Raw genomic sequence first — 13,602 nt, forward strand, 5'->3', positions numbered from 1 at the left:
GACATGACGACTGCTGCTGATTCGCGTGCCCGTGTCGACGTCTGGTTCGACCCGCTGTGTCCGTGGGCCTGGCTGACCTCCCGCTGGATCCTGGAGGTCGAGAAGGTGCGCGACGTCGACGTGTCCTGGCACGTGATGAGCCTGGCGGTGCTCAACGAGGGGCGCGACCTGCCCGAGCAGTACGCCGAGATGATGAAGAAGGCATGGGGGCCGGTGCGGGTGGCGATCGCCGCCGCCGACTCGCAGGGTCCGGAGGTGCTCGCCCCCCTCTACACCGCGATGGGGGAGCGGATCCACAACCAGGGCAACAAGGACTTCGACGACGTCATCGCGGGCGCGCTCAAGGAGGTCGGGCTGCCGGCGTCGCTGGCCGAGGCCGCGCACACGACCGAGTGGGACGAGAAGCTGCGCGCCAGCCACCACGAGGGGATGGACCCGGTGGGGCTGGACGTCGGCACCCCGACCATCCACGTCGACGGCGTCGCGTTCTTCGGGCCGGTCATCTCGAAGGTGCCCAAGGGGGAGGACGCCGGGCGGCTGTTCGACGGGGCGCGGCTGATGGCGGAGAACCCGCACTTCTTCGAGCTGAAGCGGACCCGGAACGAGGAGCCGTCCTTCGACTACTGAGTCCGGTGGGCCCGTTGAGTCCGGCGTGATCGTCGACCGGGTCCCGCCCGGTGCCGGGGATGGCACCGATCGGTGCCCGGCCGGTGATCAGTGGGCGCCGGCGCTGTCGCCCCCGGAACGCGTGCTGATCCGGTAGACGCGCGCCCCCTGCGAGAACGCGCGTGCCGTGACGCGCGCGTCCGCCGGGTGAGCGCGCGTCCGTCGGTGCGCCCGCGGGCCGGCTCTGGTCGCTATGGCGAACGGTGCCGGTGAATCGGCCGTGGCGGCCGGCGCGCGTCGCCAGGGTCTCGCCCCGTGGACACCTGGTGGGACGGCCGCAGGTCCGCCTCGGCGCTCGGCGCCGCGCTGCTCGTCGCGGGCGCGGTCGTCGCGACCCAGCTGGCGGTCGGATCGCTGCCCGGTGCGGGCGGGGCGCTCCGGCCGCCGCCGAGCCCGTACTCCGACGGCGCCTTCACCGTCCGCGCCGCGGCCGTCGACCCGCGGGTACGGATCGCCACCGCGGTCGACGCCTCCTACGTGCTCGGCCGTTCCCCGGTCGGTGCGGACGTCGTGCTCGACCTGGACCTGCTGGCCGGTGACACCGCCCGGCCCACCTGGGTCGACGCCGGCACCGGGGCGACGGTGGAGCTCGCCGAGCTGCTCAGCGCCGGGGTGGCGCGGTTCCCGGCGCCCGGGGGAGACGGCGGGCAGATGTGGGTGCTGGTGCTCGACGACGCCGCCGCGGGGTACGAGGCACCGGACGCCGGCACGATCGCCGATCTGCTGCAGGACGCGCCGGGTGGGAGCGGGAGCACGTCCCCGGGCGGGCCGGACGCGCGGGATACCGGTGACGGCGAGCGCCGGGACCGCGAGATCGATGGTGACGACGCCGGCCGCGCGGGCGGAGCAGGGGGAACGGGCCGGGGCGGCGACGCCGGTGCCGGTCGCGCCGATGCCGGCCGGGCCGATGGCGCGGAGGGATCCCGTCGGGGTGGGGACACCGGTCGGGCGGAGGGATCCCGTCGGGGTGGGGACACCGGTCGGGACGACGCGGGCCGCACCGACGGCTCGGAGGGATCGGGCGACCCGGCATCGGGAGACGGTCCGGCGTCCGGGGACGAGGCAGTCGGGGAGGAGCGGGTCCGGGCCGGGGACGGCCCGGCCTCCGGTGCGCAGCCGGAGGACCGCGCGTTCCGCACCGGGTCCGAGCCGTCCGATCCGGCCGAGCCCGGCCCATCCGACCCGGCGCCCCCCGCGAGCGACCCCGACCCGGCGCCCGAACCCGCGCCCGAACCGGAACCGGCGCCCGCACCGCGACCCCCACCCCCCGCCGTCGACCCCGTCTGGGACCGCCTCGCCCAGTGCGAGTCCTCAGGGGACTGGTCCATCTCGACCGGCAACGGCTACTACGGCGGCCTGCAGTTCGACAGACCCACCTGGAGCGACTTCGGCGGCACCGCCTACGCCCCGACGGCCGATCTCGCCACCCGGGAGCAGCAGGTGGAGATCGCCACGAAGGTCCGGGACGCCCGCGGCGGATACGGCTCCTGGCCTGCGTGCGCAACGAAACTCGACCTACCGAGATGATCGGTGGCCGACCTGCGGATTCGCCCGGCCGGTGGTCCCGCGACCGGGGGACGAGTAGCCTCGGTGTGCCCCGTCCGGCCGCCTCCGGCAGGTGCCCTGCTGGCGGTCGCTCCGCCGTGATTCCCTACCCTTGGACCTCATGACGTCGCCCACCCCCGAGACCCACCGGATCGGGAACCGCTACCGGCTCGACGAGCGGATCGGTGCCGGTGCGATGGGGGCCGTGTGGCGGGGCACCGACGAGCTCCTGAACCGGACGGTGGCGGTCAAGGAGCTGCTCGCGGCCGCGTTGCCGTCGGCGGACCAGCTGGAGGAGTCCCGGCAGCGGATCCTGCGCGAGGGCCGGATCGGCGCCCGGCTGCAGCACGCCCACGTGATCAGCATGTTCGACGTCGTCGTGCACGACGACCGCCCGTGGCTGGTCATGGAGTACCTGCCGTCGCGCTCGCTGGCCGCGGTGCTGGCCGAGAAGGGCCCGATGAGCCCGCGCGAGGCCGCGGCCATCGGACGGCAGATCGCCGACGGGCTGGCCGCCGCGCACGCGGCCGGCGTCGTGCACCGCGACATCAAGCCCGGCAACATCCTGATCGCCGAGGACGGCCGGGGAAAGATCACCGACTTCGGCGTGTCCCGGGCGGTGGACGACGTCCAGCTCACCCGCACCGGTGTGATCGCCGGGACGCCGGCGTTCCTGGCCCCCGAGGTCGCCCGCGGCCAGGAGCCGGCGGCCGCCTCGGACGTGTTCGCGCTCGGCGCCACGCTCTACGCCTCGGTCGAGGGCGAGCCGCCGTTCGGGCTGGACGACAACGCCTACGCCCTGCTGCACAAGGTCGCCACCGGGGCGATCACCCCGCCCGGGCAGGCCGGGCCGCTCACCGCGCTGCTGATGCGGCTGCTCGACAACGACCCGGCCGAGCGGCCCACCGCCTCGCAGGCCCGGGAGGCGCTCGCACGGATCGCGGCGGGGCAGTCGGTCGCCGGGCTGGCGACGCCGGCGACCGCCACCGCGGTGATGGACACCGCCGACGCGGCCGGGGCCGGTGACGGCATGGTCGCCGCCGCGGCGGACAGCGGCGGCACCGTCGTCGACGCGCCCGTTCCGACCCCGCAGGTCATCCCCGGTGGCGGCAACGGTGGCCGCGGTGCCGCCGCGGCCGGCGGTCGTCGTCGCCGGTTGCCGTTCGTCGTCGCCGCGCTGGTCGGACTGTTGCTGCTGGCCGGGGGCACCGCGGCGGTCGCCGCCGTCTGGAACAACCAGCAGCCGTCCGAGCCGCCGCCGGTCGCCGCGCCGACCAGCGAGGCCCCGCCCCCGAGCGAGGCGCCGCCGACCACGACCAGCGAGACCCCGCCGCCGACCACGACGACCGAGGCGCCGCCGGCCGGAAACGGCGAGGTCAACGACCCGGTGGCCTTCGTGCAGAACTACTACCGGATGCTGCCCGGCGACATCGACGGCGCGTTCGCGATGCTGAGCCCGCAGGCGCAGGCGCAGTCCCGGGGGATCGAGGGTTACCGCGAGTTCTACGGCGGCCTGCGCACCGTCTACGCCGAGCAGCTGCGCAACGACGGCCCGAACGCGGTCACCGCGACGGTGGTCTTCGTCCGGCAGGACGGCACCGAGAGCCGAGAGCGGTACCGGTTCGTCGTCGGGACCGACGAGAACGGCCAGGAGATCATGCAGTCGTTCAGCACGGCCTGAGCGCCCCCGCGTTCCTCAGCCGGGCTGCAGCGACCGCACGAACTCCGCCGTCTCGGCCACGATCAGCCGCTGGGCGGTGCCCCGGTCGGTGCCGGGTTCGCCGTCGCCGGCCTGCGGCCCGTAGTCCCCGAAGAACGCGTGCGTCCCGCCCGGGACCTCGACGAACCGGGTGTCCGGCGGCAGCTGCGGCCGGGACTCCTCGATCGCCTCCGGGGCCGCCAGCGCGTCCCGCTCCCCGTAGACGGACAGCCCGGCGACCCCGGCGTCCGCGACGCTTCCGGACGGGTAGGACGCCCACAGGAACAGCCCCCGCACCCCGGGCACGTCCAGGCCCATCGCGGCGACGACCCCGCCCAGCGAGTGCCCGCCCACCGCCCAGGTCCGCACCTCCGGCACGGACCCGACCGCGCGCGCCGTCGCACCCGGGTCGATGATCGCCAGCCCCAGCGGCGGGTCCGGCACGATCACCACGACGCCCTGCTCGGCCAGCGGCCGCAGCAGCGGCAGGTAGGCCCGCGGGTCGACCAGCCCACCGGGGTGGAACACCACGCCGGTGCCGGTGCCGGCCCCGACCGGGCGCAGCTCCCACGCCGTCGCCCCGTGCACCACCTCGACCTGCGCCGACGACGCCGTCGCGGCCAGGCCCCCGGCATCCGCGGGGTAGGGCCGCAGCCAGACCACCAGCGCCACCGCGAGCGCCAGGACGACGCCACCGGCGACCCGCCAGGTGGTCCGCAGCCGCCCCGGGCGGACCGGCCGGGCGCTGCGCAGCAGCAGGACCAGACCGCACAGCCCGACGACGGCCAACAGCACCGGCAGCGCGGGGTGCCCCGCGACCAGCGTGCCGGCGTCGGCGATCCCGATCCAGGCCGCGACGACGACCGCGACCGCGCCGAGCAGCCCGCGGGCCAGGACCGCGACCCGGCCGCGCGGCTCACGTGGCGTCACGCGGTCCCGGCCTCGGGTGCGTCGTGCGCGTCGTGGGCACGGGCGGCGGCGGTGACCCCGGCGATCCAGCTCGCGATCCGGCCGTTGGCCCGGGCCCGGGTGTGCCGGTCGTGCACCTCGTGGCCCTCCTCGGGCATCCGCAGCAGCTCGACCGGCGCGCCGCGTCCGGCCAGCGCCTCGTGCAGGGCGAGGGCCTGCCCGACCGGCACGTTGGTGTCGTGGTCGCCGTGCACCAGCAGGACCGGCGCGGCGATCCGGTCGGCCTCGCGCAGCGGGGACAGCTCGGCGAGCAGCGCGCCCTGGGTGCGGGGGTCGCCGTACTCGGTGTGCGCGGGCCCGGCGATCCACGGCTCGGTGTCGGCGTAGAACGCCGGCAGGTCCGACATCCCGCACACCGCGACGCCCCCGGCGAACAGCTCCGGGTAGCGGACCAGCGCCGACAGCGTGAGGAACCCACCGTAGGACCGGCCGGCGACGACGACCCGGCGCCGGTCGACGTCGGGTACCGAGGCCAGCAGCCGGGTCGCCGCCTTCACGTCGGCGATCGAGGACGGGCGCCGCGCGCCGTCGTCGAGCCGGGCGAAGGCCCGCCCCCGCCCGGACGAGCCGCGGACGTTCGGGGTCAGCACCGTCGCCCCGTTCCCGACGAGCTCGTGCAGCAGCGGCGCCCACCCGGGCCGTTCCTCGGACTCGGGGCCGCCGTGCAGCCACAGCACCCCCACCCCGTTCGGCGACGCCGGCCGGTGCAGCCAGCCGCCGAGGCGCAGCCCGTCCTCGGCCGGGAACACGACCCGCTCGGGCCGGGGCGGCAGCGGGCCGGCCGGGGCCCCACCGAGCAGGAAGCCGGCCGGGCCGCCGCTGAGCGGGACCCGCAGCACGTGCGGCGGGATCCCGGGCCCGTGCCCGGCGACCAGCAGCGACACGCTGTCGCGGGCGAAGGACACCCCGCTGACGACGTCGGTGGGCGCGGCGAGGCGCTGCGGGCGCCCGCCGCGCAGGTCGGCCACCTCCAGCTCGCTGCGCCCGCCGACGTTCCAGACCAGGGCGGCGTGCGCGCCGGCCGGGTCGAGCGCCATCGTCTCGAGGTCGGCGCCGGGACGTACCGCGACCGGCCGGGCCGGGGCGACCTGGTTGTCGGGCCCCTGACCGAGCGCGACGGCGAGCAGCGCGGCGTGCTCGCGGTCGGCGTCGGTGTGCACCCACAGCGTGCCGGGGGTGGTGCCGAACCGGGCGGTCGCGGTGAGCGCCCCGCCGGGTCCGCCGACCAGTGACTGCCGCTCGCCGGTGCGCAGGTCCAGCAGCTCGAGCTCGCGCTCCCCGCGGCGGCCGGTGCGCAGCACGACCCGGTGCCCGTCCGCGGAGATCGCCTGCACGACGGCGGCCTGCCCGGAGCCGAGCACCACCGACGAGCCGTCGCGGACGTCGACCAGGCAGGCGGTACCGGCGCCGTAGTCGTCGTCGGCGGGGTCGCCGGTGTCGGTGAACACGGTGACGCCGAGCCGGCGCCCGCTCGGGGCCCACGCGCCGAGGGCGACGGCGGTGGCACCCGGGGCGATCGGCATCGGCTCGCCGCCGTCCGGGTCGAGCAGCGCCACCCGGGTGCGGTCCCCGCCGGAGGGCGCGATCTGGACGGCGATCCGGCCGCCGTCGGGTGACCAGGCCAGCGCCGTGACGTCCTGCCGGGTGTCGGTGTCCTCCGGGTGCGGCGGCACGGTGGCGGCGTCGACGTCGACCGGCCCGTGCTCGGGCAGCGCGGCGACGTGCACCCGCGGCCGGCCGGTGACGTCGGAGATCCAGGCCAGCCGGGTGCCGTCCGGGGAGACGGCCGGGTCGCGGTGTCCCGCCGCGGCACCGGCCGGTGCGACCGACCCGGGCGCCGGCGCGTCCGCGCGCGCGATCTCCATCGATCACCACCCCCCGTCCCGCGCGCAACCGAGACCGGAAAGTACCCCGTGCGGGGGTGGATCACGGAGTCCGCCGGTGTGACCGGCGCCGCGTTCTTCGCCACACCGGGATCGGGTGCGGTCCGGACCGGCTACACCGGCAGGATCCGGACGTCGACGACCCGCCGGTCCCCGGCGCGCACCTCGTGCACCGGACCGGTCAGCTCGACCTCCGACCGCAGCACCGGATCGGCGCAGGAGGTGCCGACGAACAGCTCGACGGTCCCGGGCTCGACGACGTGGCACATCCGCCGGTCGTGCAGCGCCAGCCGGCGGGCCGGGACGTCGAACTCGACCTCCGCCGCCGCGCCCGGCTCCAGCGGGACCCGGGCGTAGCCGAGCAGCATCGTGACCGGGCGGGTCACCGAGGCGACGACGTCGCTGCCGTAGAGCTGCACGATGTCGGCGCCGGCGCGGTCGCCGTCGTTGCGGACCCGGCAGGTCACCGTGAACGCGCCGTCGGTCGGTACGTGGGCCGCGGAGATCCGCAGTTCGGAGTGGGTGAAGCGGGTGTAGCTCAGCCCGAACCCGAACGGGCGCACCGGTGTGGTGTCCACCGCGGTGACCGAGCTCGGCCCGCCCAGCTTCGGATGCAGGTAGGTGTGGGGCTGCGCGCCGGCCGAGCGCGGCAGGCTCACCGGCAGCCGTCCCGAGGGGTTCACCCGGCCGGACAGCATCCCGGCGACCGCGCCCGCGCCCTCCTGGCCCGGGAAGAACGCCTGCACCACCGCCGCGCACCGGTCCAGCGCCCAGTCCAGCACGTACGGCCGTCCGGTGAGCAGGACCAGCACCACCGGGGTCCCGGAGTCGAGGAGTGCTTCCACCAGCGCGCGCTGCACCCCGGGCAGCTCGAGGGAGTCGGTGTCGCAGCCCTCGCCGGAGGTGCCGCGGCCGAACAGGCCGGCCCGGTCGCCGACCACCGCGACGGCGACGTCGGCCCCCGCCGCCGTCTCCGCCGCCGCGACCAGGCCGGAGACGTCGTCGGTGTCCACATCGCACCCGCGGGCGTGCACCACGTCCGCGCCGGGGAGCTCGGCGCGCAGCGCGTCGAGCACCGTCGCCACCTCGATCCCCAGCGCGGTGCCCGGGTGATGCGGCAGGACGTGGTTGGCGAAGCTGTAGCAGCCCATCAGCGCGGCCGGGTCGTCGGCGTTCGGGCCGAGCACCGCGATCCGCCGGGTGCCGGCGGGCAGCGGGAGGGTGCCGTCGTTGCCGAGCAGCACCACGGAGCGTTCGGCGAGCCGGGCGGCGATCTCCCGGTGCTCCGGCGGGTCGAGATCGGGCGCGTTCCCCGGGGCCGGCAGCGTGCCGGTGAACCCGTCGTCGAGCAGGCCAAGACGGGCCTTCTGCGCGAGCACCCGCAGCACCGCCCGGTCGACGATCTCCTCGGGAAGCGACCCGGAGCGGACCCGCTCGGCCAGCGGCGCCAGGTAGGCCGTCCCGGTGGGCAGCTCGACGTCGATGCCCGCCACCAGCGCCTGCTCGGCGGCGGCCCCGAGGTCGCCGGCGACGCCGTGCAGGCTGTGCAGGAACGCCACCGAGAAGTAGTCGGCGACGACGGTGCCGGTGAAGCCCCAGCGCTCGCGCAGCACCCCGGTGAGCAGCCCGGCGTCGGCCGCGACCGGGACGCCGTCGACCTCGGCGTAGGAGTTCATCACCGAGTCCGCGCCGCCGTCGCGGATCGCCATCTCGAACGGCGGGAACAGCACGTCGGCGAGCTCGCGCGGCCCGGCGTGCACCGGGGCGAGGTTGCGCCCGGACTGCGACGCCGAGTACCCGGCGAAGTGCTTGAGCGTCGCGACGACGCCGGCCGACTGCAGCCCGCGCACGTAGGCGGCACCGATCGTGCCGACCAGGTACGGGTCCTCGCCGATGCACTCCTCGACGCGGCCCCAGCGGGCGTCGCGGACGACGTCGAGCACCGGGGCCAGGCCCTGGTGCACGCCGAGCCGGGCCATCGACGTGCCGATCGCGGCGGCCATCTCCTCCACGAGCTCCGGGTCGAACGCCGCACCCCAGGACGGTGGCGCCGGGAAGGTGGTGGCCCGCCACGCCGCCAGCCCGGTCAGGCACTCCTCGTGCACCAGCGCCGGGATGCCGAGCCGGGTCCCGGCGGCCAGCCAGCGCTGCCGCGCGGCCAGGTGCGCGAGCCCGTCGGCGGGCTCGACCGGCCGCGTCCCGAACACCCGGGTGAGCTGGCCGAGGCCGTCGGCGGCGAACCGTTCGAACTCCTCGTGGCCGGACTGCATGCTGTCCTGCATCGGGGCGACGTCCGCATCGGACTCGTCGCCGGAGGCGTGGTCACGCCCCTCCCACAGTCCGACGAGCTGGGCGAGCTTCTCCTCGAGGGTCATCCGGGCCAGCAGGGCGGCCGGGCGCGGGTCGTGCGACGTGGTGTCGATGGGGGACAGGTCCGTGCTCATGGGGGCCTTTCGTCGGGAGGTTCAGCGGTTCTCAGCGCCCGGCGCCGGCGGTCAGGCCGGCCAGCAGGAAGCGGCGGGCCATCAGGTAGACGACCAGCAACGGCAGCAGCGAGAGCAGCACCGCGGCGGTGACCAGCGGGACGTTGGTGCCGTACTGGCCCTGGAAGTCCCAGAGCCCGAGCGTCAGCACCCGCACCGCGGCGTTCTGGGTCAGGACCAGCGGGAACAGGAACCCGTTCCACGCCTGCAGCGCGGTGAAGATGCCGATCGTCGCGAGCCCGGGGCGGGCCAGCGGCAGCACCAGGGACCACAGCACCCGCCCCGGCCCGGCGCCGTCCAGGACGGCCGCCTCGAACAGTTCGTTCGGCACGTCGCGCAGGCTGGAGGTCAGCACGACGACGGCCAGCGGCAGCGCGAACGCCGCGGTCGGCAGGATGATCGCCAGCAGGGTGTCGTAGAGCCGCAGCTGGGTGACCATCAGGTACAGCGGGACGATCACCGCCTGGGCCGGGACGGCGAGCCCGAGCAGCAGCAGGGTGAAGCTGCGCGCGACCCACCGGCTGCGGCTGCGCACGATCGCGTACGCGGCCGGCAGCGCGAGTACCAGCACGATCGCGACGCAGGCCGCCGCGACGATCACGTTGTTGGCGAAGTAGCGCGGGAAGTTCGAGGTCAGGACGTCGGCGTAGTTGTCCAGGGTGAGCCCGGACGGCACGGCCAGCGGGCCGTCGGCCAGGTAGTCCGACGACGCCCGGAAGCTGGTCACGAACAGGAAGTACAGCGGGACGGCGACGATCACGAACCAGACCCCGGCGCCGAGCGCGCCGGGTACGTTCACCCGTTCCCGGCGTCGTCGCCCCCGGTGGGGTGGCTCGGGAGGGTGCTCGCGCAGCGGATCCGGCGCCGTGGTCGTCGTCGATGTGGTCGTCACATCCCCTCCCGCTGGCTGGTCATCTTCCGGTAGCCGGTCACCCGTGCGATGAGCAGCGACAACGCGGTGCCCAGCAGCAGCAGGACGACGGCGAGCGCGCTCGCGTAGCCCATGTCGAAGCTGCGGAAGCCCTGCAGGTACATGTGCAGCGGCAGGATCCGGGTCGCCGTGCCGGGGCCGCCGTCGGTCAGGATCAGGACGACCTCGAACGTGGTCATCGACCCGACGACGATCAGCACCCCGGAGGTGATGATCGTGTCCCGCAGCTGCGGGACGGTGATCGAGCGGAACGTCCGCCACCGGCTCGCGCCGTCGATCAGCGCGGCCTCGTAGAGCTGGGCCGGGATCGCCCGGGCCGCGGCCTGGTAGAGCAGCGTGTGGAACGGCATGTACTGCCAGCCGATCACCAGGATGACCGCGGCGAAGGCGTAGCGGCCGTCGCCGATGATGTTGCCGTCTCCGATCCCGATGAGCGGGCCGAGCACCGACGCCAGCCCGAAGTTGGGGTCGAGCAGGGTGCCCCAGAGCACCGCGATCGCGGCGCTGGACATCAGCAGCGGCACGAAGAACAGCGCGGCCAGCACCGCGCGGGACCGGGGACGCCCGGCGAGCCAGACCCCGAGCGGCAGCGCGACGGCGGTCTGCAGCACCCAGGAGGCGAACGTCAGCCCGAACGACAGCCGCAGCGACTCGACGAACAGCGGGTCGGCGGTGAGCCGGGTCCAGTTGTCCAGGCCGGTCCACCGCGGCGGGTTCAGTCCGTCGTAGACGGTGAAGCTGAGGTAGACCACCGCCAGCATCGGCAGCAGCGCGAACAGCCCGAAGAAGGTCACGGCGGGGGCGACCCAGACGAATCCGGGCCGCCCCGCCCGGGAGACCGTGCTCACCGGCTCGCCGAGTCCATCGCCTCGGCGAACTGCTCCGGGCTCAGCTCCTTGGTGAAGACCTTGGACAGGTTGGTGAGCATGGTCTGCGCCTCGGCGGCGGGCAGCGCCTGGTCCCAGGACTGGATGAACGTCGGCGCGTTCTGGGTCTGCTCGTAGGTGTAGACGTTGAAGGCGGTGAAGTCGCCGACCGAGCCGACCTGGTCGGAGATCCCGTTGACGGCCGGGACCTGGCCGTTCTCCAGCATCCCCTGCACGTACTGCGGGTCGGTCATCTGGGTGAGCAGGAAGTCGGTGGCGGCGTCCACGTCGGACGATCCGGCGGCGACCGAGTAGTAGTTCGACGGGTTGCCGATCACGTTGCCCGGGTCGCCCGCGCCGCCCTCGACGGCCGGGAACGGTGCCCAGCCGAGCTTGTCCTGCTCCAGGAAGTCCGGGAAGTTGTCGTTGAGGCTGGTGACCTGCCAGGAGCCCATCAGCTCCATCGCGGCCCGCCCGCTGGTGAGCAGCGCCTGCGAGGCGTTGTTGTCGTAGTCGACGGCGGTGAAGTTCGTGCCGAACGCGCCGCGGTCGACGAGGTCCTGCACCATCGTCATCGCCTCGACCACGGCCGGGTCCTGCCAGGCGCCGGGCTCACCGGCCGCGATGGCCTCGAACTTCTCCGGGCCGCCGACCCGGTCCAGCAGGTACTCCGGGTACATCATCGACGTCCAGGCCTGCGCGCCGGCGAGCGCGATCGGCTGCACCCCGGAGTCCCGCAGCCGGTCCACCGTGGACAGGAACTCCTGCCAGGTCGCCGGGAACCCGGTGATGCCGGCCTCGGCGAACACGTCCTTGTTGTAGAAGAACGACAGCGGCTGCATGCCCTGCATGGGGACGGCGTGCACCTGGCCGTCGATCGTGCCGGTCTCCAGCACCTGCGGGAGGAAGGCGTCCTTCACCGCGGGGTCCGCGTCGAGCGCGGCGGTGAGGTCCGCGGTCTGCCCGGCCTCGACGTAACCGCGCAGGTTCCCGCCGCCCCAGTTGTAGAAGATGTCCGGGCCGTTCGGGGAGCCGACGGCGGTCTGCAGGGCGGCCTTGTACGGGTCGTTGAGGTAGGTGGTCAGGTCGATCTGTGCCCCGCCGTCGCCGTTGTACCGGTCGACGGCCTCCTGCTGGACGACGTTGAGGCCCTCGTTCTGCAGCGTCCAGAGCGCCAGGTTCCCGCCGTCGGCCCGCGGCCCGGCCGTGCCACCGCCGCACGCCGCGACGGCGGCGAGTCCGGTGGCGAGCGCGGCCGCGACGGCGGTCCTGCGTACCCGTGACCAGGTCGACATGAGCTCTCCTTTGAGCGGGTATCGAAAGTTTCCGAGACTTGCGAGCGCGGTACGGGGAAGTTAGGGGGCTTTGTGAGACCCGTCAAGGTGCACGGGGTGCCAGCCATCTCTGAAAGTTTCGCTACAGTGCGCGTGCGCTGCCGCGCTCGTGAGTGGTTATCGCGGCCGGGGCCGCGATGACCACTCACGAGCCGACGGAGGAGGCGCCTTCTGAAGCGCAGTCGCGTGACGATCGCCGAGATCGCCGAGCAGGCCGGTGTCTCGGTCCCGACCGTCTCCAAGGTCCTCAACGGCCGGGCCGACGTCGCGTCGGCCACCCGCGAGCGCGTGCAGGACGTCGTCGCCCGCAGCGGCTACCGGCGGCGCGGCAGCACGCCGCGGCGCCGGACCGGGCTGGTCGACGTGGTGCTCGACCGGCTCGACTCGTTCTGGGCGATGGAGGTGCTGCGCGGCGCGGAGATCGAGGCGCGTCGCACCGACCGGCAGGTCGTGCTGAACACCTCGGAGAACGAGGCGCCCGGGTCGCGGGCCTGGCTGGACCGGCTCGCCGCGCGCGGGTCCGACGGCGTCGTGGTCGTCGTCGGGTACCAGGACCAGGAGACCGCCGCGCGCCTCGCGGCGCTCGAGGCCCGGGTGGTGCTGCTCGACCCGGTCGGCGGGACCGACCCCGCGTTCCCCACGGTGGGCGCGACGAACTGGGCCGGCGGGCTCAGCGCCGTCGAGCACCTGATCGCGCTCGGGCACCGCCGGATCGGCATCATCTCCGGGCCGCCCCGGCTGTCGTCCAGCCAGCAGCGGGTCGACGGCTACCGCGCGGCGCTGCGCCGGGCCGGGATCGAGGTCGACGACGACCTGGTGCACTACGGCGACTTCCTCGTCGGCGGTGGGCGTCGCGGGGCCGCGGCGCTGGCCGCGCTGGACGACCCGCCGACCGCGATCTTCGCCGGGGCGGACATGCAGGCCGTCGGGGTGTACTCCGAGGCCGACCGGCGCGGCCTGCGGGTTCCGGAGGACCTCAGCGTCGTCGGGTTCGACGACATCGCGCTGTGCGAGCACCTGCGCCCGTCCCTGACCACGGTCCGGCAGCCGCTGGCCCGGATGGCGGCCGAGGCCGTGCGGCTCGCGCTCGACGAGCCGCGCACCGACGCCGACGGCGCAGCGCCCCGGCTGGAGCTGGCCACCGACCTGGTCGTCCGGTCGAGCACGGCGCCCCCGCGCGCCTGACCCGCCCCCGCCGTCCCTCCCGCCACCCGCAGACTCGAACT

At 75.0% G+C, this 13,602-nt stretch carries 10 protein-coding genes; 4 read left to right on the top strand and 6 right to left on the bottom strand.

What is annotated here, in order from left to right; genetic code table 11:
• The first annotated feature begins 3 nt into the window (after window positions 1-3).
• The 3 genes from WIS52_RS01530 to WIS52_RS01540 all read left to right on the top strand — a co-directional run bounded on the left by WIS52_RS01530 (window position 4) and on the right by WIS52_RS01540 (window position 3,892).
• On the top strand, window positions 4-627 hold the full coding sequence (locus WIS52_RS01530) for a mycothiol-dependent nitroreductase Rv2466c family protein (protein ID WP_349296227.1): 624 nt from the start codon (window positions 4-6) through the stop codon (window positions 625-627).
• A gap of 294 nt (window positions 628-921) precedes the next feature.
• Window positions 922-2,193 carry a transglycosylase family protein gene (locus tag WIS52_RS01535; protein ID WP_349296228.1) on the top strand — a complete coding sequence of 424 codons (1,272 nt, stop codon included), beginning with the start codon at window positions 922-924 and terminating at the stop codon, window positions 2,191-2,193.
• A 139-nt stretch (window positions 2,194-2,332) separates the two neighbouring features.
• Entirely contained in the window at window positions 2,333-3,892 is a 1,560-nt protein-coding gene (locus WIS52_RS01540; protein ID WP_349296229.1) for a serine/threonine-protein kinase, read from the top strand.
• Between the two features lie 15 nt (window positions 3,893-3,907).
• Here the strand turns inward: WIS52_RS01540 and WIS52_RS01545 are convergent, their stop codons facing one another.
• From WIS52_RS01545 to WIS52_RS01570, 6 genes are all read right to left on the bottom strand, one after another.
• Window positions 3,908-4,840 (bottom strand): alpha/beta hydrolase, encoded by a 933-nt coding sequence (locus tag WIS52_RS01545; RefSeq protein WP_349296230.1) that lies wholly within the window; start codon window positions 4,838-4,840, stop codon window positions 3,908-3,910.
• Window positions 4,837-6,744 carry a S9 family peptidase gene (locus WIS52_RS01550; RefSeq protein ID WP_349296231.1) on the bottom strand — a complete coding sequence of 636 codons (1,908 nt, stop codon included), beginning with the start codon at window positions 6,742-6,744 and terminating at the stop codon, window positions 4,837-4,839. The genes WIS52_RS01545 and WIS52_RS01550 overlap by 4 nt, the downstream gene beginning before the upstream one ends.
• A gap of 131 nt (window positions 6,745-6,875) precedes the next feature.
• Window positions 6,876-9,206 carry a beta-xylosidase/alpha-l-arabinosidase gene (locus WIS52_RS01555; RefSeq protein ID WP_349296232.1) on the bottom strand — a complete coding sequence of 777 codons (2,331 nt, stop codon included), beginning with the start codon at window positions 9,204-9,206 and terminating at the stop codon, window positions 6,876-6,878.
• Window positions 9,207-9,237: 31 nt separating this feature from the next.
• Window positions 9,238-10,044, bottom strand: coding sequence for a carbohydrate ABC transporter permease (locus WIS52_RS01560; protein WP_349296233.1), 807 nt, complete (start codon window positions 10,042-10,044; stop codon window positions 9,238-9,240).
• An 89-nt stretch (window positions 10,045-10,133) separates the two neighbouring features.
• Window positions 10,134-11,024 carry a carbohydrate ABC transporter permease gene (locus WIS52_RS01565; protein WP_349296234.1) on the bottom strand — a complete coding sequence of 297 codons (891 nt, stop codon included), beginning with the start codon at window positions 11,022-11,024 and terminating at the stop codon, window positions 10,134-10,136.
• The gene (locus WIS52_RS01570) at window positions 11,021-12,337 is read right to left on the bottom strand and encodes an extracellular solute-binding protein (RefSeq protein WP_349296235.1); all 1,317 of its coding nucleotides are present in this window, start codon (window positions 12,335-12,337) and stop codon (window positions 11,021-11,023) included. The genes WIS52_RS01565 and WIS52_RS01570 overlap by 4 nt, the downstream gene beginning before the upstream one ends.
• Window positions 12,338-12,562: 225 nt before the next feature.
• On the opposite strand from WIS52_RS01570, the gene WIS52_RS01575 reads away from it, so the two are divergent.
• On the top strand, window positions 12,563-13,561 hold the full coding sequence (locus WIS52_RS01575; RefSeq protein ID WP_349296236.1) for a LacI family DNA-binding transcriptional regulator: 999 nt from the start codon (window positions 12,563-12,565) through the stop codon (window positions 13,559-13,561).
• Window positions 13,562-13,602 lie beyond the last annotated feature (41 nt).

Origin of the sequence: Pseudonocardia nematodicida (genome assembly GCF_040105385.1) — a bacterium.
GTDB classification, from domain to species: Bacteria; Actinomycetota; Actinomycetes; order Mycobacteriales; family Pseudonocardiaceae; genus Pseudonocardia; species Pseudonocardia nematodicida.